This is a genomic window from Pseudomonas sp. H3_C08 (genome assembly GCF_054669455.1).
Genome location: NZ_CP162803.1, coordinates 23,756 through 47,130 on the forward strand (window position 1 = coordinate 23,756; position 23,375 = coordinate 47,130).

The 23,375-nt window shown below is 59.8% G+C and carries 17 protein-coding genes and 1 pseudogene; 5 read left to right on the plus strand and 13 right to left on the minus strand.

Annotated features, from left to right (window positions below):
- Positions 1 to 170: 170 nt before the first annotated feature.
- Positions 171 to 1,563: pseudogene (locus tag AB4N74_RS00120) on the plus strand (Fic family protein).
- Here the strand turns inward: AB4N74_RS00120 and AB4N74_RS00125 are convergent.
- The 3 genes from AB4N74_RS00125 to plsB all read right to left on the minus strand — a co-directional run bounded on the left by AB4N74_RS00125 (position 1,560) and on the right by plsB (position 5,293).
- Entirely contained in the window at positions 1,560 to 2,249 is a 690-nt protein-coding gene (locus AB4N74_RS00125; protein WP_093436645.1) for a DUF4197 domain-containing protein, read from the minus strand. The pseudogene AB4N74_RS00120 and the gene AB4N74_RS00125 sit on opposite strands and share 4 nt — an antisense overlap.
- A 27-nt stretch (positions 2,250 to 2,276) precedes the next feature.
- Positions 2,277 to 2,675 carry a YbaY family lipoprotein gene (locus AB4N74_RS00130; RefSeq protein ID WP_320335712.1) on the minus strand — a complete coding sequence of 133 codons (399 nt, stop codon included), beginning with the start codon at positions 2,673 to 2,675 and terminating at the stop codon, positions 2,277 to 2,279.
- A gap of 116 nt (positions 2,676 to 2,791) precedes the next feature.
- Positions 2,792 to 5,293 carry a glycerol-3-phosphate 1-O-acyltransferase PlsB gene (plsB, locus tag AB4N74_RS00135; protein ID WP_093436637.1) on the minus strand — a complete coding sequence of 834 codons (2,502 nt, stop codon included), beginning with the start codon at positions 5,291 to 5,293 and terminating at the stop codon, positions 2,792 to 2,794.
- Between the two features lie 237 nt (positions 5,294 to 5,530).
- Here plsB and AB4N74_RS00140 point away from each other — a divergent pair, with 237 nt between their 5' ends.
- Both AB4N74_RS00140 and AB4N74_RS00145 read left to right on the plus strand, forming a co-directional pair.
- Entirely contained in the window at positions 5,531 to 5,740 is a 210-nt protein-coding gene (locus AB4N74_RS00140; RefSeq protein WP_007908870.1) for a cold-shock protein, read from the plus strand.
- 229 nt (positions 5,741 to 5,969) lie between these two features.
- Entirely contained in the window at positions 5,970 to 7,901 is a 1,932-nt protein-coding gene (locus tag AB4N74_RS00145) for a hypothetical protein (protein WP_460097962.1), read from the plus strand.
- 72 nt (positions 7,902 to 7,973) lie between these two features.
- Here AB4N74_RS00145 and AB4N74_RS00150 read toward each other — a convergent pair whose 3' ends face one another.
- The 4 genes from AB4N74_RS00150 to AB4N74_RS00165 all read right to left on the minus strand — a co-directional run bounded on the left by AB4N74_RS00150 (position 7,974) and on the right by AB4N74_RS00165 (position 13,131).
- Complete coding sequence (locus tag AB4N74_RS00150) at positions 7,974 to 8,351, minus strand: hypothetical protein (RefSeq protein WP_093436628.1); 378 nt, start codon at positions 8,349 to 8,351, stop codon at positions 7,974 to 7,976.
- Positions 8,352 to 8,426: 75 nt separating this feature from the next.
- Complete coding sequence (locus AB4N74_RS00155; protein ID WP_460097964.1) at positions 8,427 to 9,236, minus strand: putative RNA methyltransferase; 810 nt, start codon at positions 9,234 to 9,236, stop codon at positions 8,427 to 8,429.
- Positions 9,236 to 10,387, minus strand: a complete 1,152-nt coding sequence (dapE, locus tag AB4N74_RS00160; RefSeq protein ID WP_093436622.1) for a succinyl-diaminopimelate desuccinylase — start codon at positions 10,385 to 10,387, stop codon at positions 9,236 to 9,238. Before dapE ends, AB4N74_RS00155 begins: the two co-directional genes overlap by 1 nt.
- Before the next feature lie 152 nt (positions 10,388 to 10,539).
- Positions 10,540 to 13,131: a glycosyltransferase gene (locus tag AB4N74_RS00165; RefSeq protein WP_093436619.1), complete on the minus strand. Its 2,592-nt coding sequence runs from the start codon at positions 13,129 to 13,131 to the stop codon at positions 10,540 to 10,542.
- 214 nt (positions 13,132 to 13,345) lie between these two features.
- On the opposite strand from AB4N74_RS00165, the gene tcdA reads away from it, so the two are divergent.
- Positions 13,346 to 14,164 (plus strand): tRNA cyclic N6-threonylcarbamoyladenosine(37) synthase TcdA, encoded by an 819-nt coding sequence (gene tcdA, locus AB4N74_RS00170; protein ID WP_093436616.1) that lies wholly within the window; start codon positions 13,346 to 13,348, stop codon positions 14,162 to 14,164.
- 104 nt (positions 14,165 to 14,268) lie between these two features.
- On the opposite strand, the gene AB4N74_RS00175 is transcribed toward tcdA, so the two are convergent.
- The 4 genes from AB4N74_RS00175 to AB4N74_RS00190 all read right to left on the minus strand — a co-directional run bounded on the left by AB4N74_RS00175 (position 14,269) and on the right by AB4N74_RS00190 (position 17,382).
- Positions 14,269 to 14,673, minus strand: a complete 405-nt coding sequence (locus tag AB4N74_RS00175) for a SufE family protein (protein WP_460097965.1) — start codon at positions 14,671 to 14,673, stop codon at positions 14,269 to 14,271.
- A complete protein-coding gene (locus AB4N74_RS00180; RefSeq protein WP_460097966.1) occupies positions 14,670 to 15,875 on the minus strand; it encodes an aminotransferase class V-fold PLP-dependent enzyme in 1,206 nt (401 codons plus the stop codon). Before AB4N74_RS00180 ends, AB4N74_RS00175 begins: the two co-directional genes overlap by 4 nt.
- A 131-nt stretch (positions 15,876 to 16,006) precedes the next feature.
- On the minus strand, positions 16,007 to 17,041 hold the full coding sequence (gene dapD / locus AB4N74_RS00185) for a 2,3,4,5-tetrahydropyridine-2,6-dicarboxylate N-succinyltransferase (protein ID WP_093436607.1): 1,035 nt from the start codon (positions 17,039 to 17,041) through the stop codon (positions 16,007 to 16,009).
- 32 nt (positions 17,042 to 17,073) lie between these two features.
- Entirely contained in the window at positions 17,074 to 17,382 is a 309-nt protein-coding gene (locus AB4N74_RS00190) for an arsenate reductase (protein ID WP_042607053.1), read from the minus strand.
- 347 nt (positions 17,383 to 17,729) lie between these two features.
- On the opposite strand from AB4N74_RS00190, the gene AB4N74_RS00195 reads away from it, so the two are divergent.
- Entirely contained in the window at positions 17,730 to 19,361 is a 1,632-nt protein-coding gene (locus AB4N74_RS00195) for a Na+/H+ antiporter (protein WP_460097967.1), read from the plus strand.
- Between the two features lie 45 nt (positions 19,362 to 19,406).
- Here the strand turns inward: AB4N74_RS00195 and dapC are convergent, their stop codons facing one another.
- Positions 19,407 to 20,606: a succinyldiaminopimelate transaminase gene (gene dapC, locus AB4N74_RS00200; protein ID WP_093436601.1), complete on the minus strand. Its 1,200-nt coding sequence runs from the start codon at positions 20,604 to 20,606 to the stop codon at positions 19,407 to 19,409.
- 43 nt (positions 20,607 to 20,649) lie between these two features.
- Positions 20,650 to 23,352 carry a [protein-PII] uridylyltransferase gene (locus AB4N74_RS00205; protein WP_460097968.1) on the minus strand — a complete coding sequence of 901 codons (2,703 nt, stop codon included), beginning with the start codon at positions 23,350 to 23,352 and terminating at the stop codon, positions 20,650 to 20,652.
- Positions 23,353 to 23,375: the final 23 nt, after the last annotated feature.

Here is a 23,375-nt window from a genome sequence, read left to right on the forward strand (position 1 = left end):
CTTGCCAGCGATGACAGCACGTCAGTCGCTACCTGTCTGTCTGAATATCCATTGCTCGCTCTGCTCCCGCGACTTCCTACATCTTTTTCAGAAACCTCTGATATTGAGCCAGGGTGCCGCTAATGCTGTACTCAAGCCTCTGCTTTTCCAGAGTCCTTGAGTCCGCCTTGATGAAAAAGCCTCCATCCTTGAAGGGCCGATCCGACCCGGTGTTCGATTTGCTGGTGCGCCCGCCCCACAAGCATCGTCTGGCGGATTATCTTGCGCTGCTCAAGCCGCTCGATGATCAAGGGCGTTATCTGCCATTTGAAGCGTTGCGTTATCGCTGGGCGGCGGGGCTGGATGCCAAACTGTGTTGGGCGTTGGTCAAGAAGGCGCGGGCGGCCCAGTACATCGACCTTCTGCCGCTGGGCGAGCCGGTGCAGTGGGGCAAGTATCTGTTGACCCCTTTGGCACAGAAAACCATCTCCATCGTCGATCGGCAGGCCAGTACGGCCGCGCTGGAATTCATGACCAGCCAGATCGGCGAGCGGGCGCATTTCAGTTATCTGCTGAACGATCTGATCGAAGACGAGGCCATCGCCAGTAGTCAGTTGGAGGGCGCGGCGACCACCACGCGCGTAGCCAAGGACATGCTCAAGCAGCAGCGTCTGCCCCGTACTCCGGATGAACGCATGGTGATGGGTAATTACCGGATGATGAATTTTGCCTGGGAGAGACGTTACGAACCCATGAGCGTGGATCTGATCGCAGCGATTCATCGGGTGGGGGTCGAGGGCATTGATGACGAGCAGTATTCCCCCGGGGTGTTCAGGATCAATGACGAAGTGGTCGTTCAGGACGGGGCGGGCAACACCGTGCACCGACCACCACCTGCAGCAGGATTGGTATTGCGGCTGGAACGACTGTCGCAGTGGGTCAACCTGCCCGACGGCTCACCGCAAGAGAAGAGCTATCTGCATCCGCTGATCAAGGCAATTACGCTGCACTTTGCCTTGGGTTACGAACATCCCTTTCGTGACGGCAACGGGCGGGTCGCAAGGGCGTTGTTTTACTGGTTCATGTTCAAGAACGAGTTTGCGGCGTTTCGCTACGTTGCGATCAGTTTGTTACTGCGTAATGCGCCGGTGAAATACGGGCGCTCATATCTGCATACAGAGGCGGATGAGCTGGATCTGACTTATTTCATCGAGTTCCAGTGTTCGGTCATTCAGCGAGCGGTGCTCGGGTTTACGGATGTTTATCGCGAGAGCGTGGCCTACGCCGAAGAGTTCGAGCGCTGGCTGACGAATTCTGGCTGCTTCGATCAGATGACGAAAAAACAACACGCGGTGTATCAGGCGGCAAAAAACGGGGTGGCGAAGGAGTTCACAGCGAGCAATGTGGCGGAAAATTTTGTTTGCTCGCACCGCGAGGCGGCTTTGGTTCTGAAGGGGCTGGACCAGTTACAGGTTTTTGAGAAAAAAGAGGATGGGACGAGAGTGGGTGTTCTTTTTACGTAGTCCCTTACGTGGAGTGAAGCACAGGAGCGAGTGGATTCGCCCCCGTGCTCTGACTGCTTAGAGCGTGCCGAATACCTTCTTCGCCAAACTGGTCGCCGCAGCAGCCGGGTTCTGGCGGATGGTTTCTTCCTGTTTGCCGATCATCTCGAACAAGCCATTCAGCGCCTGCTCGGTCACGTAATTCTCAACGTTGGCGCTCTTCGCATCGACAACGCCAAACGCAGCAGCCTGACCAGCGAACGAGTTGTACTTCTGTGCTACGCCAACCTTGTCGGTCGCCTGTTTGACGATCGGCAGGAACTTGGCGCGGATCTGTTCGCGGCTGGATTTGTCGAGGTATTGCGTGGCCGAGTCCTTGCCGCCGCTGAGGATGCCTTTGGCGTCTGCCACGCTCATTTTCTTCACGGCGTCGACGAGGATGGGCTGGGCTTGAGTTACAGCGCTTTCCGCCGCTTTGTTCATCGCGGTTTCCAGTTCTTCAACCTGAGCACCCATGCCGAAGGCTTTCATTTTGCTCGCGGCTTTGCCGAGTTTGCCCGGCAGTTCGATCTTCACGTCGGGGTTGTTGCTGAAGCCGCCGGGTGTGCCCAGTTGCTTGACGGCGATTTGCGCGCCTTGGGTCAGGGCATCCTTGAGGCCGCCGGTGGCGTCTGTTTGCGACAGGTCACTGAGCGACAGGGCCAGCGCGCTGGCGGAGATCATCAGGCCTGCGCACAGGCCGGCGAAGCGAAGGGTAGGGCGGAGCATGGCGGCTTCCTTGTTGCAGAAAGTGAATTAACGAACGGCGTCGACGCGGATTTTCAGCGGCTGCGGGTCGTTGCCGTCGAGTTGCACGGCGTGGTTTTCGGCGGTGATGAACATCAACTCACCGTTGACTTCAATGCGCGCGCTGACCGAGTAACGGTGGCCAGGTTTGATCTGCGCTGGATCGTAGCTCAAGTGGAAGGGCAGCGGCACCTGGCCTTTGACCGGACCTTTTTGCTCGTCCAGTACCACGGCTGGCGCATCTGCCAGCGAGACGTCTTGCAGGCTCACGCTGAGGGTCGCGCTCGGAGGCAGAGCGATGCGCTGCAGGTAGAACACTTCACCGTCGAGGCCGACCTTGCCGGCAGGTGTGGTCGACTGGCAGGCGCTGAGCAGTGTTGCGGCGGCGAGCAGAGTCAGTTTTTTCATGATGTTCTCCATTCAATTGTAGGAGCGAGCCTGCTCGCGATAGCGGTTTAGCATTCAACATTTCAGTTGTCTGACACTCCGTCTTCGCGAGCAGGCTCGCTCCCACAGGGTTTGCATCAGGTCTCGGGTTGAGTGATGACCTGATCGGCAGCATCTTCACTGCGATGCAGCGCAACCTGGCGGATCGACAGTCGAATTTCCGCCGGCAACACGCGTTTGGCTGCACCTTCGGCAAGCTCGCCAAGCAGTTCGTGATAACTCAGTTTGCCGGCCTCGTCGCGGCGCAGCACGTCGAGGTCGAGCATTGTCTGGATGAAGTGACGGAACAGGCTCTTGTCGAAGAACTCCGGGGCATTCAAGCCATGGAGGATCGACAGGCGCTGGGCCATGACCGTGCAGAGGTCTTCCAGCTCTTCGGCGCTGATGCTGTTCTGGCCGCTGTTGAGCAGCAAGGACACGGTCATGTAGAAGCGCTGCAAGGTCTGCGCGATGCTCTTCGACAGCAGCGTCAGCAGGACGAAATGCCGCGAACTTGGTGCCGGACGCAGATAGACGTCTTTCTCGAAACGCAACAGGCCTTGTTCGACGAACGCTTCCAGCCACTGATCGACCACACCGTCCAGTTCGTCCAGCGTCCAGCGAATGAACAGCTCAGATTGCAGGTACGGATACAGCGCGCGGGTGTAGCGCAGGATCTGTTCGCGGCTCATGCGCGAAGCGCTCTGGAAGAAGCTCGCCAGCAGTGCAGGCAACGCGAAGATGTGCAGCACGTTGTTGCGGTAGTAGGTCATCAGGACGGCATTCTGCTCGTCCAGATAGAGAATCTTGCCCAGCGCATCGTTCTGCTCGGCGAGCAGGTCCATGTCTTTCACATGCTCGATCAGCGCACGGCCGTCGCCTTCCGGCAGCGTGGTGTGCGGCGAGTACGGGACTTTGCGCAGCAGCGCCAGATACAGATCCAGCACTCGCGCCATGGCGCGATCATCCAGCGCCAGACGCGTAGTCGACAGCAGTGCCAGCGCCACGAGGTTGACCGGGTTGATCGCAGCGGCTTCGTTCAAATGCTGCGCAACTTTTTCGCCGAGGCGATTGGTGGTCTCGTTGAGCCACGCCGGTTTGTACTGCGGGCCGAGTTCCTGCTGGCGCCAGTCCGGTTGCTCGGCGTCGAGGAACTCCGCCAGTTTGATCGGCTCACCGAAGTTCACCGCAACCTGACCGAAACGCTGCTTGAGCGCGCCGATGACTTTAAAAATGTCGAAGATCGATTCTTTCTTCTTGCTCGCGCCACGCAATTCGCCGAGGTAGGTGCGACCCTCCAGCACGCGCTCATAGCCGATGTACACCGGCACAAACACGATCGGCATCCGCGACGAACGCAGGAAGCTGCGCATCGTAATGGCGAGCATGCCGGTTTTCGGTTGCAGCATGCGCCCGGTGCGCGAGCGGCCACCCTCGACGAAGTATTCGACCGGGAAGCCTTTGGTGAACAGCGTGTGTAGATATTCGTTGAACACCGAGGTGTACAGCGGATTGCCCTTGAACGTGCGGCGCATGAAGAACGCACCGCCACGGCGCAGCAGGCTGCCGATCACCGGCATGTTCAGGTTGATCCCGGCGGCGATGTGCGGCGGGGTCAGGCCGTTGCGGAACAGCAGATATGAGAGCAGCAGGTAGTCGATGTGGCTGCGATGGCACGGCACGTAGATCACTTCGTGACCTTGCGCGACCTTCTGCACGCCTTCGATGTGGTTGACCTTGATGCCGTCGTAGATCTTGTTCCAGAACCAGCTCAGCACCACTTCGAGGAAGCGGATCGCGGTGTAGGTATAGTCCGAGGCAATCTCGTTGCCGTAGCGCAAAGCCTGGGCCTTGGCTTTCTCCGGCGAGATGTTTTCGCGCTCGGCTTCGTCGAGGATCGCTTGCTTGACCAGCGGCTGGTTGAGCAGGCCTTTGACCAGGTTGCGCCGGTGGGAAATGTCCGGGCCGATGACCGCTGCTTTGAGGTTGCGAAAGTGTACGCGCAGGATGCGCTGGGCCATGCGCACGGTGCGTTCGTGGCCCTTGTTGTGCTCGATCAGCTCACGCAGGTGAATCGGTGCGGAGAACTGCACGCGGGTTTTGCGCCCGAGGACGATGATGCTCAGCAGCCGACGCAGGCGCCCGGTGACCGCCCAGCTGTCGGCGAACAACAATTTCCAAGGACTGTTTTCGCTGTCCGGCGACTGGCCCCAGAACACGCTGACCGGAATGATCTGCGCGTCTTCGGCAGCGTTCTGCGTCAGGGCACTGACAAGGCGGGTCAGGGTCGGCGGTGCGCCGCGCTTGTCCTGGCGACCGAGCCAGTCCGGATCCGGCGTCAGGTAGAAAAACGCCGCCGGTTCGATCAGCGAACCCACCGACACTGGCAGCACCGGACGTGGCAGGCCGGCCTTGGTGCACTCGGTATCGACCACGGCCAGATCGGTCAGCGAAGGGTTTTGCAGGACGTAGAACACCGGACGACTGCGGTCGAGGTTGAGGGTGAGCGACGACTGGTTGATCGTTTCCGAGCGAACCCAGAGGTACAACAGTCGGCGCAAGGTGCCAAACACTAGACGGCGGAACGGGGAACGGGTCATACGGCTTCTGCGTGAGTGGATAAACCGAGCGGTTGCTCGGGAGGGCGACAGTTTGCCGTATTGGGCGAAAATCGGCAAAAAAGCGGCGAACTAATCTCCTGTTGAGACTTTCCGCACCTGTCATATACTCGGCGGTCTGTCGCCGGGGGCCTTTTATGGACGTCGGAAGCAGGCTGACGTTCCGCAAAGGCTTTCCTGCGAAAAGCCTGTCCAATAATAAAAAAGGAGTATGAACAGATGGCAACACGTGAAACCGGCAACGTGAAGTGGTTCAACGACGCCAAGGGCTACGGCTTTATCCAGCGCGAAGACGGGGTGGACGTGTTCGTGCACTACCGCGCGATTCGCGGCGAAGGGCATCGGTCGCTGACTGAAGGCCAGCAGGTTGAATACGCAGTGATTACTGGCGAGAAGGGTTTGCAGGCTGAGGATGTTGTAGGCCTGTAACCTTGAAGATCAAAAGATCGCAGTCTACGGGTGTGCACATGACCCTGAAGGCGCTGCCGCAGGCTGCGATCTTTTTTGGGGCGAGAAAGTCCTGAACTCAATGCTGTATAAACAATCACCCTGTCAGTTATGACAGTAGACGTCTTTTTTTCTCACGCTTACCTTCGCGGAACAAAATCCCTGTGAATCAGAGTTTCCAGGGCGTTGTCTGTTCGAGAGGAAAGCGGCCATGTGGAAGAGTGTTTCGATTTTTCTGATAATGGGAGTTGTTGGATGCTCGGTGCAACCCACTCCCTCAGAGGTTGCGCAACCCGGCTTCCGGGCAATGACGGTTCAGTCATCACCATCACAGAACGAAACTCAGAATACGTTTGACGCGCAATCTTCGATATTCAAAGTGGTTGAAGCGCCAGTCGGTGAGTTGAACGTCGACACGCTCGGCAGCGAAGCCAACGTCCAGGTCAGTTATCCGAGCCTGGCAGCGAAGGACACCGTCGGTGTACGCCTGACCGGTGTGGCGTTGCGTGATGCGCCGATCCAGACCGTGTCCACCGCAGGCACGCTGACCTTCAAGTTGCCCAAAGCCTGGATCAGCGAAAACAAGGGTCGTACGTTCAACCTCACTTATACCTACAAGGTAGGTGGCGCGGGCAGTCTGATTACCTCGTCGCCACTGAGCATTCGCGTGGTCAGTGCTCAGGGCCAGAACGTATTCAAGGTGGTCGAAGCACCGACGGGTGAGTTGAACGTCGACACGCTCGGTACCGAAGCCAACGTCCAGGTCAGTTATCCGAGCCTGGCAGCGAAGGACACCGTCGGTGTACGCCTGACCGGTGTGGCGTTGCGTGATGCGCCGATCCAGACCGTGTCCACCGCAGGCACGCTGACCTTCAAGTTGCCCAAAGCCTGGATCAGCGAAAACAAGGGTCGTACGTTCAACCTCACTTATACCTACAAGGTAGGTGGCGCGGGCAGTCTGATTACCTCGTCGCCACTGAGCATTCGCGTGGTCAGTGCTCAGGGCCAGAACGTATTCAAAGTGGTCGAAGCACCGACGGGTGAGTTGAACGTCGACACGCTCGGCACCGAAGCCAACGTTCAGGTCAGTTATCCGAGCCTGGCAGCGAAAGATACTGTCGGCGTGCGCCTGACCGGTGTGGCGTTGCGTGATGCACCGATCCAGACCGTATCCACCGCAGGCACGCTGACCTTCAAGTTGCCCAAAGCCTGGATCACCGAAAACAAGGGTCGTACGTTTAACCTCACTTACACCTACAAGGTGGGTGGCGCGGGCAATCTGATTACCTCGTCAGCGCTGCCCGTGCGGGTAATCGGTACGGAGCCGGGAGGAGATGGGCAACGCGTTGCCAATGATCTCAATGCACAGTACGCCGATACGCGACAAAATTGCGGCAGTGCTTCGCTACCAGCGGCGTTGTGCTCGGGTGTCATATTGCGGGCGACGATCAACGGTACGGCTTATCGCGCCTGGAACCCCAGTCCGCTTTCGCAGCAGAATGGAGGAGTTTCATTTTTTTACTTGCGTAAAGATGCGCACTTCAAAGGATTTCCCTCCAACTATCCAAACACCAGTGGTTTCGTCTTTTTTCCACTTCAGCAGCGCCCGGCGGGGAGTGTGGAAGTTCAGGTTCTATGCATTTTTCCCATAGACGGAGGCAGTGATATAAGGGGCGATCAGGGCTGTGGTGTATCCAGTAATTATCCGACGGTCAGTCGCTCATGCGAGCAGCAGGGAATTACCACTGCTGCAGGATGGCTCACCCATTACAACCAAGGACCCACAGGCTGGAAATACCAGCGGCAGTGTGGGTTCAATGTCCGACCCGGTCAGGGAACGCTTGCAGCCAATGCGTTTTATCAGGGAATACTGGCCATGAAGTTAATGGGGGCCGAGTCGTTCAACTCGTGGAATGAAATCCGTCTGGCGACATGGCCACAGAACATCCATACGACCATTCCAATCAAGGCATTCTTTTATACGAGTAATGGTTTGGCGGCTGCCCGGTTCAACCAGGAGGATTTTTACAAGTATTCCAGCAAGGCAATACCGATTATCAAGCTGACGATGGCCCGAACAACTGCCGATTCCGCACGGTTTGAATTCATAAAAGCCGATCAAGCGGTGGGCAACTGGAACTGAGGGAGCTATTCAGGGTGTAACTTGTAATTTCAAGGTCGAAAGATCGCTGTCCGAGACAGCGATCTTTTGCTTTCAGGCGGTTTTCCAGGTGATTTCTTCTTCACCGTCTGCGCTGATACGCATCCAGCGATCCGCCGTCTCTTCACCTTCTTCTTCAACCCACGTCCCCGGCGCGCAACGCACTTCGACGTTTAGCGCAGCAAAGGCGGCGCGGGCGCAGGCGATGTCGTCGTCCCATGGGGTCTGGTCGCTTTCGAGGTACAGGCTGTTCCACTTGCCCACGGCTTTCGGCAGCCAGGTCACCGGCACGTTGCCGGCTGTGCACTTGTAAGTCTGGCCTTTCTGTACCCAGTCACTGCACGGGCCCAACGCTTCGCCCAGCCAGGCCGAAATGGCCTTGTGGTCGACGTCGGCGTCTTTCAGGTAAATCTCGATGTCCGGTTGGCGCATGGATGTCCTCACTGCGGGTCTGAAAAATCCATTCGCGGATTTAGCCGGCCCCGGGCACTCGCCCGAGACCAAAAGTTATTGAAGAACGAAATAATCGTAGCGCATCGACACGGTGGTCACGAACGGCTCGGCCTGTTCGATCACCGCCGCACGACGCTCGGCACTGGCGCGCCAGCCGTGAGGTGTCATCGCCAACAGGTTGGCGCGATCCTCAGGCTTGTCCAGCGTCAGCTTGAATTCCAGGGTTTCGCTGTGCGCCAGCGCCATGCCTTCCGGCACCAGGGCCAGATGCTTGTCGTCGGTGTATTCACGCACTTCGTCATAAAGACGTTCGCGCAACTCCATCAGGTGGCCGCTCGTCGGGCCGACTTTCATCAGACCGCCGCCGACACTGAGCAGACGCTTGGCTTCTTCCCAGTCCAGAGGACTGAAAACGCTGGCGAGAAACTGGCAACTGCCCGACGCCAACGGCACGCGGGCCATGCTGGCGATCAACCAAGTGATCGCCGGATTACGTTTGCAGGCGCGTTTGATCGCTTCACGGGAAATATCCAGTGCGTAGCCATCCGCGTTCGGCAAGGCCTCGGCGATCTGCGCGGTGTAGTAACCCTCGCCACAACCAATATCGACCCAGCGATCCGGCGCATAACTCGCCGCCAACTCGGCCAGACGCTTGGCCACCGGCGCGTAATGCCCGGCGTTCAAGAAGTCCCGGCGTGCTTCGACCATGGCCTGGTTGTCGCCAGGATCACGGCTGTTCTTGTGCTGTACCGGCAGCAGGTTCAGATATCCCTGACGCGCTCGGTCGAAGCGATGCCCGGCGGGGCAGACCACGCCGTTGTCCACTGTGTTCAGCGGTTCACTGCAGATGGGGCAAGCGAGCATCAGGCGAGCAACTTGATCAGGGTCTGGTAGTAGATCTCGGTCAGCACATCGAGATCGGCGGCCAGAACGCGTTCGTTGACCTGGTGAATGGTCGCGTTGACCGGGCCCAGTTCAACCACTTGCGTGCCCATGGTCGCGATGAAACGGCCGTCGGACGTTCCGCCGCTGGTGGACGCTTTAGTCTCACGACCGGTGATGTCCTTGATGCTCGCCGACACCGCGTCGAGCAGCGCGCCCGGTTCGGTGAGGAACGGCAGGCCGGACAGTGCCCAGTCGATGTGCCAGTCCAGATCGTGCTTGTCGAGAATATCGGCCACGCGTTTCTGCAGGCCTTCGACGGTCGATTCGGTGGAGAAGCGGAAGTTGAACACCGCCACCAGATCACCCGGAATCACGTTGGTCGCGCCAGTGCCGGAATTGACGTTGGAGATCTGGAAACTGGTCGGCGGGAAGAAATCGTTGCCGTGATCCCAGTGCTCGGCAGCCAGTTCGGCCAGCGCCGGAGCAGCGAGGTGGATCGGGTTCTTCGCCAGATGCGGGTAAGCGACGTGACCCTGAATGCCTTTGACGGTGAGCTTGGCACCGAGCGAGCCGCGACGGCCGTTCTTCACCACGTCGCCAACCAAAGTGGTGCTCGATGGTTCGCCAACGATGCACCAGTCCAGACGCTCGTTACGCGCAGCAAGACGCTCGACCACAGCCTTGGTGCCATGGTGCGCCGGGCCTTCTTCGTCGCTGGTGATCAGGAACGCGACCTTGCCCTTGTGGTTCGGGTAGTCAGCGACAAAGCGCTCGGCGGCGACGGTCATCGACGCCAGGCTGCCTTTCATGTCCGCTGCGCCACGGCCGCAGAGCATGCCGTGTTCATCGATCAGCGCGTTGAACGGGTCGATCTGCCACGCCGTGACCGGGCCGGTCGGCACCACGTCGGTGTGGCCGGCGAAGCACAGCACCGGGCCGTCGTTGTTGCCGTGGGTGGCCCAGAAGTTATCCACATCTTCGATGCGCATCGGCTCGAGATTGAAACCGGCATCGCCCAGGCGCTGCATCATCTGCTTCTGGCAATCGGCGTCGACCGGCGTCACGGACGGACGGCGGATCAGGTCGATGGCGAGTTGGAGGGTCGGCGAAAGGTCGGCGTGGGCCGTCATGGAAAACTCCGAAGATCATGAATGTGGGCGCGGACTAACCTACAGGAATTGGGTTCGGCCAATGAGCCGAACGCCGCCAAGCCCCGCAAAATGGCGGTTATCTTAAAGCAAAACGGCGACCATTGGCCGCCGTTTAGTGCTTCGATGAGGATTTAGACGACCGGCGCCGGTTCCGCTGCAGCCGCCGGTTTCGGCAGCGACGACAGGAACGCCATGATCAGCGCCGCCAGATACGGCAGCGACTGCACCAGCAACATCACCACCCAGAAACGCATGTCGTTGCTCGGCATGCCGTTGACCAGGAAGATCCCCAGCGCCGCGCCCCACAACAGCAGCATGATGAACAGCTCTTCGCGCGCTTCGGAAATCGCCACCCAGAAACCATGGTTGTCGGCGTTTTTCGGCGTGCGGAAGAACGGAATGCTGCTGGTGAAGAAACCGTACAGCACCGCTTTGGCGATGGTGTGCGATAACGCCAGCCCAGCCAGTGCCGCGCAAAACGCATCTTTCAGGTTCACGCCGACCGCGCGACGGTAGAGGAATATGATCTTGCCGACCTTGAACACGAACAGCGCCAGTGGCGGGATTGCGAAGATCAGCAACGGCGGATCGACCCGCTGCGGCACGATGATCATCGCCGCCGACCACAACAGCGCGCCGACGGTGAAGAAGATGTTCATGCCGTCCGCGACCCACGGCAACCAGCCCGCGAGGAAGTGGTAACGCTGGCCACGGGTCAGCTCGGTGTCCTTGCCGCGCAACAGGCTGCCGGTGTGGCGCTTGATGATCTGAATCGCACCGTAGGCCCAGCGGAAACGCTGCTTCTTGAAGTCGATAAACGTATCCGGCATCAGGCCCTTGCCGTAGCTGTCGTGGTAATACGCCGCCGACAGGCCTTTCTCGAACACGCGCAGACCGAGTTCGGCGTCTTCACAGATGCACCAGTCAGCCCAACCCAATTCTTCCAGCACCGAGCGGCGGGTCATGGTCATGGTGCCATGCTGGATGATCGCGTCACGGTCGTTACGAGTGACCATGCCGATATGGAAGAAGCCTTTGTATTCGGCGTAGCAGAGCTTCTTGAAGGTGCTTTCGTTCTGATCGCGATAATCCTGCGGCGACTGCACCACGGCGATTTTCGGGTCGGCGAAGTGCGGCACCATGTGCTTGAGCCAGTTCGGGTGCACGCAGTAATCGGAGTCGATTACCGCGATGACTTCGGCATCCTTGGCCGTGTGCGGAATCAGGTAGTTCAGCGCGCCACCCTTGAAACCGGCCAGCGGCGAGACGTGGAAGAACTTGAAGCGTGGGCCGAGGGTTTCGCAGTAATCGCGCACCGGCTCCCACACCGCCGGATCCTTGGTGTTGTTGTCGATGATCAGGACTTCGTAGTCCGGATAATCGAGCGCGGCGAGGGCGTCGAGGGTCTGTTTGACCATGTCCGGCGGCTCGTTGTAGCACGGCACATGGATCGAGACTTTCGGGCGATAGCTGGAGTCGCCCTCGACCGGCAGGAACTCACGCCGCCGCTTGTGAATCCACACCGCTTCGGCCAGTTCATGCGCTTCGGTGAGCAAAACGATGAACACCCCGAGTGCACCCAGCGCCAAGAGGAAGCCGACGGTCAAACTGAACCACGTGCTGTATTGCAGGCTGTAGTCGTAACCGATCCACACCAGCACCGAACCACAGAGGAAGGCGATAAAGGTCAGGAAGATCCGCCCACGCTGACGCAATGCTGAGCCGTCGATCATCAGCAAGGTCAGCGACAACAGCGCCAGCACCACCGAACCGATCGCCAGCACGCGCCACTGCGGGATCGCGACCACCGGGCCTTCGAAGTTGAATTTTTGCTGACGCGCAGCGTTGAACACGCCCCAGTACGCGCCGACCGAGCCTTCGTCGCTGGCCTTCCACGGCTGGTCAAACGCCTCGATCACGAAGTAGTTGAAGCCTTGGCGGTTGAGCTTGTTGACCAGTGTGCGCAAGTAGATCGCCTGATCCGCCGGCGACGCATCGGCACCGCCACGCATGCGACCGTTGCTCGGCCAGCCGACCTCGGAGAGCAGCAGCGGTTTTTTCGGGAAGAGCTTTTTCAGATCGCGAGCGCGATCAAAAACGAACTGGCCGGCCTTGTCGACCGGAATGAACTCCCAGTACGGCAAAACGTGCGCAGCGATCAGGTCAACGTGTTTGGCCAGCTCCGGGTGTTCTTCCCAGACGTGCCATTGCTCGGAGGTGGTCACCGGCACTTTCACCGCTGCGCGCACGCGATCGAGCAGCACGCTCAGCTCTTGGGCGGTGATTTCCTTGCGGAAGATCGCTTCGTTACCGACCACCACGCGCACCACGCTGCGTGAAGTGTTGGCCAGTTCGATGGCACGGGTGATTTCCCGTTCGTTGCGTTCCTGATCCGGGCTGATCCAGATCCCCAGCGTCACGCGCAGGCCGAATTCTTCAGCCAGTTTCGGGATGTCTTGCAGCGAACCGTCGACCGAGTAGATGCGGATGTTATCCGTCAGCTTGCTCATGATCTCCAGGTCGCGGCGCATTTCGTCGTCAGTCGGGTACTGATCTTTTTGCGGATATTGTCCCTGCTGGAACGGCGAATAGGAGAAACCGGAGATCTGCTCCGGCCAGTTCGGCGCGGAAACCGGGCGATTGATCAGCGCCCAGAAACCGGTAAACAGGGCGGCGATTGCCAGAACCACCACCAGGTTGAGTCCAAATTTACGCGATGACATAGCTATTTCGGGTTCCAAAGGCTGTGGAACGGAGGATCGGTCGGCTATACGCCCGAGGGGCGCGCATCCTACACCGGCAGTTCGCAAGTCGTACATCAGACAGGGAAATGCCCGACATTGGGCAGCCGACTTTGACTTAAGTTCTTACACTTGTAGTTCGAAGCTTAAAACTTGTCGCTGTGTAGCCCTATAATGCGCGCCGGTTTTTGGGGTAATGGTCATGAGTACAGAAGATCCGCGGTTTGCAGGCATCGCCCGTTTGTATGGCATCGAAGGCATGGAGCGCTTGCGCGCGGCCCATGTGGCGATTGTCGGCGTCGGTGGCGTCGGTTCCTGGGCGGCGGAAGCCATGGCCCGTTGTGGCGTCGGCGAGATTTCGCTGTTCGACCTTGATGACGTTTGCGTCAGCAACGCCAACCGCCAGTTGCACGCGCTGGACAGCACCGTCGGCAAGCCCAAGGTCGAAGTGATGGCCGAGCGTCTGCGCGGGATCAACCCGGATTGCACGGTGCACGCCGTGGCGGATTTCGTCACCCGCGACACCATGGCCGAATACATCACGCCGAACATCGACTGCGTGATCGACTGCATCGACGCGGTCAACGCCAAGGCTGCGCTGATTGCCTGGTGCAAGCGCCGCAAGATCCAGATCATCACTACCGGCGGTGCGGGCGGGCAGATCGATCCGACGCTGATTCAGGTGTGCGATCTCAACCGCACGTTCAACGACCCGTTGGCCTCGAAAGTGCGTTCGACGTTGCGTCGTGATTATGGTTTTTCGCGCACCGTGACCCGCCATTACAGCGTGCCGTGTGTGTTCTCCACGGAACAACTGCGCTACCCGAAACCGGATGGCAGCATTTGCTTGCAGAAGAGTTTTGTCGGTGACGGTGTGAAGCTCGACTGCGCCGGCGGGTTTGGTGCGGTGATGATGGTGACGGCAACGTTCGGTATGGTTGCGGCGACCAAGGCTGTGGACAAGATTGTCGCGGGTGTGCGGCGCCCGGCGGATCGCATTAAGCCTGAGGTTTGATCGGTGAGGCTGATGACCTCTTCGCGAGCAGGCTCGCTCCTACAGGGGGAATGCGTTCCAATTGTAGGAGTGAGCCTGCTCGCGATGGCTGCGAAGCAGCCGCTTTAAAGTGCCAACTCATTCATCCGCTGGAGCACAGCATTCAGGCCATTGCTGCGCGATGGCGATAGCTGGCGCGACAGGCCGAGCTGATTAAACCAATCAGGCAAGTCGATTTGCTTTAAATCAGTCGCCGACAACCCGTTAACCCGCAACAGCAACAACGCCACCAACCCACGAATCATCCGCGCATCGCTGCTGGCGCTGAATTGCCAGTGACCGTCGTGCAGTTCACCAACCAGCCAGACCTGACTCTCACAGCCATGCACCCGGTTAGCCTCGCACTTTTCGGCTTCACTTAGTGGCGGCAAACGATCACCAAACTGCATCAACAACCGCGCCCGTTGTTCCCAGCCCGCTGCATTCTGAAAAGTCTGCAGCGCCTCGGCGGCCTCAACCGGCAAACTCATCGCAACAACTCCAGCGCCTGATCCAGCGCTTCAAAGAAGCGTTCCAGATCCTCGGAATCGTTGTACAGCGCCAGCGACACCCGAATCGCCCCAGCCAGTTCGAAGCTTTTCAGCAGCGGCATCGCGCAGTGATGCCCGGCGCGCACCGCGATCCCTTGCTCGGTCAAAAGATGCGCGAGATCGGCGTTATGCACACCCTCGACAACAAAACTCGCCAGCGCCAATTGCGGATTTCCGAGCAAACGAATGCCGTTACGGGCGGCGAGGCCACGCAGCAAATAGTCATGCAGCGCAGCCTCGTGGGCGGACACCGCGTCCTGATCCAGACCGGCCAGATAATCCAGCGTCGCGCCAAGGCCGATCACACTGGCAATCGGCGGCGTGCCCGCCTCGAAGCCCAGCGGCGCCGGGCGGAAACGCGCGTCGTGATAGTTGGCTTCCAGCACCATTTCGCCGCCGAACTGCCAGGGCTTCAGTTGTTCAAGCGCAGCGTTGCGTCCGAACAGCACGCCGAGGCCATCGGGGCCGTACAGCTTGTGGCTGGAAAACACGTAGAAGTCGCAACCCAGCGCCTGCACGTCATGCCGACCATGCACCACGCCTTGCGCGCCATCGACCACGGTCAGCGCGTTGTGCGCCTTGGCCATGCCCAGCAACGCCGGCAATGGCTGCCACGAACCGAGCACGTTGGACAACTGACTGACCGCCAGCAAGCGCGTGCGCGGGCCGATCAGGTGCACAGCGGCAGCAAGGTCGATCAGACCGTCGGCATCCAGCGGCAGGATCACCAGTTTGAGACTTCGCCGTTGGGCCAGTTGCTGCCACGGCAGCAGGTTGGCGTGATGCTCCAGGGCGCTGATGACAATTTCATCGCCCGGGTGGAAAAGAGGTTCCAGGCCATACGCCAGGAGGTTCAGCGCACTGGTGGCGCCGTGAGTAAAGATGATTTGCCCACTGTCATCGGCATTCAGCCACTGGGCAACCTTCAGCCGACTGTCCTCGAACGCCTGCGTGGCATGAGCGCCGGGCAGGTGTTGCGCACGATGCACATTGGCTGCGCCGTTGGCGTAGTAATGCGTCAGTGCGTCGAGCAGGGCTTGGGGTTTTTGCGTGGTGGCGGCGTTGTCCAGATAGGTCTGGTCTTGCCGTTGCAGCGCGGCGATGGCCGGGAAATCGGCACGCCACGGGGAGGGAATCATCATTTGTTCAGCCCTGTGAACTTGGGCGGGATGTACACAAGACACTGTGGGAGCGAGCTTGCTCGCGAAGGCGTCCTTGAGGACGCCAAAAGCTTCGCGAGCAGGCTCGCTCCCACAGGTTATCAATGTGCTGCTTAGTTGTGAGCGTGCAGCGCTTCGTTCAGTTCGATCGCCGATTTGTGGGTTTTGCACTCCACAGCACCGGTTTCCGAATTGCGACGGAACAGCAGGTCAGTCTGACCGGCCAGCTCACGCGCTTTCACAACTTTAACCAGATTGTTGTGCTCGTCCAGCAGGGCAACCTTGGTACCGGCCGTGACGTACAGGCCCGACTCAACGGTGTTGCGGTCGCCCAACGGGATACCGATACCGGCGTTGGCGCCGATCAGGCAGCCTTCGCCGACCTTGATCACGATGTTGCCGCCGCCCGACAGGGTGCCCATGGTCGAGCAACCGCCGCCCAGGTCCGAGCCCTTGCCGACGAATACGCCAGCGGAAACGCGGCCTTCGATCATGCCCGGGCCTTCGGTGCCGGCGTTGAAGTTGATGAAGCCTTCGTGCATCACGGTGGTGCCTTCGCCCACGTAAGCACCCAGACGCAGACGCGCGGCGTCAGCGATGCGCACGCCAGCCGGTACCACGTAGTCGGTCATTTTCGGGAACTTGTCTACCGAGAACACTTCCAGCAGCTCGCCACGCAGACGGGCCTCCAGTTGCATTTCCGCCAGTTCGCTCAGGTCGATGGCGCCTTGGCTGGTCCACGCTACGTTCGGCAGCAGCGGGAAGATCCCGGCCAGGCTCACGCCGTGCGGCTTGACCAGACGGTGCGACAGCAGATGCAGCTTGAGGTAAGCCTCAGGTGTCGAGGTCAGTTGCGCGTCTTCGGCCAGCAGGGTGGCGACCAGCGGCTTGTGGCTCTCGGCCAGACGGGTCAGCAGCTTGCCTTGTACGGCGTCGATGCCTTTCACGGCTTCAGCCAGTTGCGCAGCCTGCGCGGTGGTGAAGGTGATGGCCTGATTGCCTGCGGTGTAACCGAGGATCGGCGCAACGGCAGCGACCAGTTCGGCCGACGGATTGAGCAGTGGCTGGGCGTAGAACACTTCCAGCCAGGCGCCTTGACGGTTCTGAGTGCCGACACCAAAGGCGATGCTGAACAGGGAGTTGGACATGTGAATACCTCTAGCAATAAGTGACGGGCTGCTTATTTGAGTGCGGCCGCGTAGATGTCTGGCTTGAAGCCAATCAGGGTTCGGTCACCGAGATCGAGCACCGGGCGCTTGATCATCGAGGGTTGAGCGAGCATCAGTTCGATGGCTTTCGACTGGTCGAGATCGGCTTTGCGTTCGTCGTCGAGTTTGCGAAAGGTCGTGCCTGCGCGGTTCAACACCGTTTGCCAGCCGTGTTCGTCACACCATTGGGTCAGGTGTTCACGGTCGATGCCGGCGGTTTTGTAATCGTGAAAGTCGTAGCTGACAGCGTGTTCATCGAGCCAGGTGCGCGCCTTCTTCATGGTGTCGCAGGCTTTGATGCCGAAAAGGTGCAACGTTTTACTTGAAACGGTCAAGGAATCGCCCCCTTTACAGGTGCTGGAGAAAAATGGTGTCGGATTATGCCATGACCGAACCGGTTCGCGGCGCCTCAGGTCGATTTGGTAATGCAAAACCCTGTGGGAGCGAGCTTGCTCGCGAAGAGGCCCTGTCAGTCAATATCTCTGTTCGATGAACGACCGCATTCGCGAGCAGGCTCGCTCCCACAATGGGCGTTGTTCCAGGCTGCGACATAGGTGCAACGGTCAGACGCATCCTAAGCGGCTAATATGGCAGTTCAACGCTGTCGATTGTCTGAGATTTCCGCTATATGCAAACTGCTTACACCGTCCTGATCCTGCTGATGCTGGTTAGCGTTTCGCGTCTGGTCGGACGGGTCATCCCGTTGCCGCTGCCATTGGTGCAGATCGCCGCCGGCGCCTTGCTCGCCTGGCCGACCCTGGGTCTGCACGTGGCCCTCGATCCCGAATTATTCCTGTTTCTGTTCCTGCCGCCCTTGTTGTTTTCCGATGGCTGGCGCATGCCCAAGCGTGAGTTCTGGCAACTGCGCGGGCCGATTCTGACGCTGGCCGTCGGGCTGGTACTGTTTACCGTGGTCGGCGCCGGCTACTTCATTCATTGGCTGTTGCCGTCAATTCCGCTGCCGGTGGCCTTCGCCCTGGCGGCAGTGTTGTCGCCGACGGACGCTGTGGCGGTGTCGGCCATTTCACAAAACCGCTTGCCGACCCCGTTGATGCATATATTGCAGGGCGAGGCGCTGATGAACGATGCCTCCGGTCTGGTGACGTTCAAGTTCGCCCTGGTGGCGGCCATCACAGGCGTGTTCTCGCTGACCAATGCCAGCCTGACTTTCGTCCTGGTGGCGCTCGGCGGGTTGGCGGTCGGTGTGGCCTTGAGCTGGCTGGTCGGGCGCTTGCGGGCGTGGATGATTGCCCGTGGCTGGGATGATCCGGCGACGCACGTGGTGTTCATGTTGTTGCTGCCGTTCGCGGCTTATGTGCTGGCCGAGCGTCTTGGCGTCTCGGGCATTCTCTCGGCCGTGGCGGCAGGGATGATGCAGAGCTGGCTTGATCTGTTGCCTCGGCAGACCAGCACCCGCTTGCTCAATCGCAGCGTCTGGTCGCTGCTGGAGTTCGCTTTCAACGGTTTGATTTTCCTCCTGCTCGGCCTGCAATTGCCGGACATCATCAAAGCCGTGGTCAGTCACGAGCCGACGTTGTGGCCGACGTTGTTCTATCGCTGCCTCGATGTCGTGGCGATTTTTCTTGCGCTGGTGTTGTTGCGGTTTGTCTGGGTGCAGAGCATCTGGCGTTTATCGGTGCTGTTGCGACGCTTGCGCGGCAAGGACGAGCTGACGCAAGTCCCGACCGCGCGCTCCTGCTGGCTGCTGACTGTCGGCGGTGTGCGCGGTGCAGTAACGCTGGCCGGCGTGATGTCGGTGCCGATGTTGATGGGGACGGACGCGTTTCCCGAGCGTGATTTGCTGATCTTCATCGCCGCCGGGGTGATTCTGCTGTCGCTGATTTCGGCATGCATCGCGCTGCCTCTGCTGTTGCGCGGCATCGAAAAAAGCCCGGACGACAAGCGGCGCCAGGAAGTGCGCGATGCCTGGCGCAAAACCGCGGAAGCGGCGATTCATGCGCTCGAGACAGAGGAAACCACTCCGCAGGACGCTGCTCAGGCCGCTTTGTCCGCCGAGTTGAAGGCGCGGATCATGTCCGAATATCGTCATCAACTGGATGTCTTCAACGATTCCGCCGAAGCGCAGGCCCTCGCGTTTCAGATGGATTTACTCGAGCGGCGCATGCGCCTGAAAGCGCTCAGGGCACAGCGTCTGGAACTCTATAGCCTCAGTCGTCATCACCAGATAGGTGATGACGTCCTCAGAGAAGTGTTGGCCGATCTGGATTTGAGTGAGGCCAATCTGGGGAAGGTCAAATAACCCAGCAAGAGTCCGCACCAGATGGCTGGTGCGGACTCTTGATGATTACTGCTGGCGAGTGATGAAGGCGCGAATCCGTTCGGCGGCTTCGACGCATTCGGCCAGGGGGGCAACCAGCGCCATGCGTACACGGCCTGCGCCCGGGTTGACGCCATCGACATCACGGGACAGATACGAACCCGGCACCACGGTCACGTGCTCTTGCTCAAACAGGTCGCGGCAGAATGCGGCGTCATCACCTTGCACGTTCGGCCACAGATAGAAGCTGCCATCCGGACGCTGCACGTCCATCACCGGGCTGAGGATCTCCAGCACCGCATCGAATTTCTCGCGGTACAGCGCACGGTTGGCGCGCACATGCACTTCGTCATTCCACGCCGCCACGCTGGCCAGTTGCGTTTGTACCGGCATCGCGCAGCCGTGGTAGGTGCGATACAGCAGGAAGCCCTTGAGGATGTCGGCATCGCCGGCAACAAAGCCAGAGCGCAGGCCCGGCAGGTTGGAACGCTTGGACAGGCTGTGGAACACCACGCAACGCTTGAAATCCTTGCGACCCAGTTCAACACAGGCAGTCAGCAGGCCCGGCGGAGGGGTTTGTTCGTCGAAGTACAACTCGCTGTAGCACTCGTCGGCGGCGATCACGAAATCGTATTCGTCAGCCAGGGCGATCAGTTTTTTCAGGGTGTCGACCGGGATCAGTGCGCCGGTCGGGTTGCCCGGCGAGCAGAGGAACAGGATCTGGCAACGTTTCCAGATGTCCGGCGAAACGGCATCGAAATCCGGGTTGAAGCCGTTCTCGTCCAGGCACGGCAGGTAGTGCGGCTTGGCCCCGGCGAGGAACGCGGCGCCTTCGTAGATCTGGTAGAACGGGTTCGGGCTGACCACCAACGCATCGTCGCCACGGTTGACCACGGTCTGGGTGAACGCGAACAGCGCTTCACGGGTGCCATTGACCGGCAACACGTTGCGCGCCGGATCGATCCAGCCGCTTGGTACGCCGAAACGACGCTCGCACCAGCCGGCAATGGCCTCGCGCAGGGCGGGGATACCGAGGGTGGTCGGGTAGACGGCCATCTGATCCAGACTGTTGGCCAGCGCTTCGGCGACAAAGCTTGGCGAGCGATGTTTCGGCTCGCCGATCGACAGGGCGATCGGGCGTTTGTCCGGGTTCGGGGTCACGGTGCCGAGCAGGGCGCGGAGCTTTTCGAACGGGTACGGCTGGAGCTGGTTCAGAGCGTTGTTCATTGGGGCTGGGTCTCGTGCAAAGCCATTTGAATCCGGGGCGCCATCAAATACTGAGGCGCGACAGTTTGATATCGGGTTCCTGATTGACGCTCAGTTGCTCAACGATCGCATCCTGCAAACGGCTGCACAGCAACGGGTCGGACAACGGCTGGTTGTGGGCGTCGGTGATGAAGAAGACGTCCTCCACGCGCTCGCCGAGGGTCGCAATCTTGGCGTTCTGCAGCGACAGGTCGAACTCGAGGAAAATCCCGCCGATCCGTGCCAGCAGGCCCGGGCGATCAGGGGCGGTCAATTCCAGCACGGTCACCGGACGCTGCGCATCGTTGTGGATGGTGACCTGCGGCGCAAAGGCGAAATGCTTGAGCTGGCGCGGTACGCGGCGCTGGATGATCGTCGGGTAATCGTCCGGGTTGCGCAGGGCTTCGGTCAGGCCTTCGCGGATCTGCTTGACCCGTGCCGGGTTGTCGCCGATGGATTCGCCTTCGTTGTCGAGCACGATGTAGGTGTCGAGGGTGAACTGGCTGCTCGAGGTGATGACCCGGGCGTCGTGAATGTTCAGGTTCAACTGATCCATCGCCGCCACGGTCACGGCGAAAAAGTCGTGCTGGTCCGGTGCATAAATGAAGATCTGCGTGCCGCCCTCGAACTCGCGCTGGGTGGTTTCCTTGATCAGCACGAGCGGCCCGCCATCGACCGGTTGCTGCAGGATCGCATCGCTGTGCCAGGCCACGTCGCCGGCGGTGTGGCGCAGGAAATAGTCATCGCCCAATTGCGCCCACAACTGCTCGACGTCGTCCGGGTCGGTGCCACCACGCACCAGAATATCCAGCGCGGCGCTTTGGGTCTGGCGGATCTGCTCTTCGCGGTCCACCGGGTTTTCCAGGCCACGGCGCAAGGCGCGCTTGGTCTCGGTGTAGAGCTGGCGCAACAGGCTGGCGCGCCACGAGTTCCACAGTGTCGGGTTGGTCGCGTTGATGTCGGCCACGGTCAGCACGTAGAGATAGTCGAGGCGGGTTTCATCGCCAACGGCCAGGGCAAAGTCGTGAATCACTTGCGGGTCGGACAAGTCCTTGCGCTGCGCGGTGGTCGACATCACCAGATGGTTCTGCACCAGCCAGACAATCAGACGGCTATCCCACACCGGCAACTGATGACGCTGGCCGAACGCCTCGGCATCGACTGCGCCGATCTCCGAGTGATCGCCATGCCGGCCTTTACCGATGTCGTGGTACAGGCCCGCCATGTAGATCAGTTCGGGCTTAGGCAGTTTGGCCATGAGTTTGGCGGCCAGCGGAAATTTCTCCGAGACCTGGGTGTACTGCAATTTGCGCAGGTGCTTGATCAGGTTAAGCGTGTGCGCATCGACCGTATAGATGTGGAACAGGTCGTGCTGCATCTGCCCGACGATAAAACCGAACTCTGGCAGATAACGCCCGAGAATGCCGTAACGGTTCATCCGGCGCAGGTTGCGGTGGATGCCGATCTTGCACTTGAACAGCTCGATGAACAGGCTGGTGTTACGGATATCGTTGCGGAAGTTGTCGTCGATCAGGTGACGGTTTTCCCGCAGCAGACGAATGGTATCGGCGCGCACACCTTTGATTTCCGGCTGCTGGGCCATCAGCACGAAGATCTCGAGCATGGCGAATGGCGTGCGGCGGAACACGTTGTCGTTGCGTGCCTCGATATAACCGTCGTGCAACTGGAAGCGTGAGTTGATCGGCTGCGGCGCAGCTTCGTCTTCCGGCGCGAGAATGACTTCCTCGAAGTGCTGGATGATCAGGTCGCTGAGCTGGGCAATGCTCATCACCACACGGAAATATTGCTGCATGAAGTTTTCGACGGCCTGTTTGGCGTCGTCGCCTTCAAAGCCGAGCAATCCGGCGATGGTGCGCTGATGATCGAACAGCAAGCGGTCTTCTGAGCGGCCCGCCAGCATGTGCAGGGCGTAGCGCACTTTCCAGAGGAATTCCTGAGAGGAGGCGAGCAGGGCGTTTTCGCTTTCGACCAGGAAGCCTTCGCCGGCGAGGGCGCGCAGGTTCAGGGTGCCGTATTGACGCCGGGCCACCCACAGAATCGTCTGGATATCCCGCAGGCCGCCGGGCGAGCCTTTGACGTTGGGTTCCAGGTTGTATTCGGTGTCGTTGTATTTGTGGTGACGGGCTTTTTGCTCGGCGCGCTTGGCCAGGAAGAACTCTTTGGCCGGCCACATGTGCGCGGTGCTGGTGACATCGAGCATGCGCTGACGCAGACGCTCGGGACCGCAGATGGTGCGGCTTTCCATCAGGTTGGTGACGACGGTCAGGTCAGCACGGGCCTCTTCGGCGCATTCATCGACTGAGCGCACACTCTGACCGACTTCCAGGCCGATGTCCCACAGCAGCGTCAGAAAACGCTCGATGGAGTCGCGGAAAACTTCGTGGTCGGCGCTGTCCAGCAGGATCAGCAGATCGATATCGGAATAAGGGTGCAGCTCACCGCGACCGTAGCCGCCGACCGCGACCAGCGCGATGTCGGCGTCTTCGCTCCAGTTGAACTGCTCCCAGGCCTTTTGCAGGATGTTGTCGACGAACCAGGCGCGGTCTTCGATCAGGCGGCGGATGTCGCGGCCATTGCGAAAACGCGTGTCGAGCACCTCGCGAGCCTGGCGGATCGCCTTCTTGAACGCCGCGATAGGACTCGCTTTCAGGGCCAGTTCAGCCTGGAACTGGCCGCGGTCGAAGAGTTCGGGATCCACCTGCGGCATCGATTGGCTTTCCTTCTATAAGG

Bases quoted from the DNA above. Each gene is read 5' to 3' on its own strand.
- AB4N74_RS00150 (WP_093436628.1), bottom strand. From the start codon at position 8,351: ATGCGCCAACCGGACATCGAGATTTACCTGAAAGACGCCGACGTCGAC.
- AB4N74_RS00180 (WP_460097966.1), bottom strand. From the start codon at position 15,875: ATGATGATTCCCTCCCCGTGGCGTGCCGATTTCCCGGCCATCGCCGCG.
- AB4N74_RS00155 (WP_460097964.1), bottom strand. From the start codon at position 9,236: ATGCTCGCTTGCCCCATCTGCAGTGAACCGCTGAACACAGTGGACAAC.
- tcdA (WP_093436616.1), top strand. From the start codon at position 13,346: ATGGTCATGAGTACAGAAGATCCGCGGTTTGCAGGCATCGCCCGTTTG.
- dapE (WP_093436622.1), bottom strand. From the start codon at position 10,387: ATGACGGCCCACGCCGACCTTTCGCCGACCCTCCAACTCGCCATCGAC.
- AB4N74_RS00190 (WP_042607053.1), bottom strand. From the start codon at position 17,382: ATGAAGAAGGCGCGCACCTGGCTCGATGAACACGCTGTCAGCTACGAC.
- plsB (WP_093436637.1), bottom strand. From the start codon at position 5,293: ATGACCCGTTCCCCGTTCCGCCGTCTAGTGTTTGGCACCTTGCGCCGA.
- AB4N74_RS00195 (WP_460097967.1), top strand. From the start codon at position 17,730: ATGCAAACTGCTTACACCGTCCTGATCCTGCTGATGCTGGTTAGCGTT.
- dapC (WP_093436601.1), bottom strand. From the start codon at position 20,606: ATGAACAACGCTCTGAACCAGCTCCAGCCGTACCCGTTCGAAAAGCTC.
- AB4N74_RS00165 (WP_093436619.1), bottom strand. From the start codon at position 13,131: ATGTCATCGCGTAAATTTGGACTCAACCTGGTGGTGGTTCTGGCAATC.
- AB4N74_RS00125 (WP_093436645.1), bottom strand. From the start codon at position 2,249: ATGCTCCGCCCTACCCTTCGCTTCGCCGGCCTGTGCGCAGGCCTGATG.
- dapD (WP_093436607.1), bottom strand. From the start codon at position 17,041: ATGTCCAACTCCCTGTTCAGCATCGCCTTTGGTGTCGGCACTCAGAAC.
- AB4N74_RS00145 (WP_460097962.1), top strand. From the start codon at position 5,970: ATGTGGAAGAGTGTTTCGATTTTTCTGATAATGGGAGTTGTTGGATGC.
- AB4N74_RS00205 (WP_460097968.1), bottom strand. From the start codon at position 23,352: ATGCCGCAGGTGGATCCCGAACTCTTCGACCGCGGCCAGTTCCAGGCT.
- AB4N74_RS00175 (WP_460097965.1), bottom strand. From the start codon at position 14,673: ATGAGTTTGCCGGTTGAGGCCGCCGAGGCGCTGCAGACTTTTCAGAAT.
- AB4N74_RS00140 (WP_007908870.1), top strand. From the start codon at position 5,531: ATGGCAACACGTGAAACCGGCAACGTGAAGTGGTTCAACGACGCCAAG.
- AB4N74_RS00130 (WP_320335712.1), bottom strand. From the start codon at position 2,675: ATGAAAAAACTGACTCTGCTCGCCGCCGCAACACTGCTCAGCGCCTGC.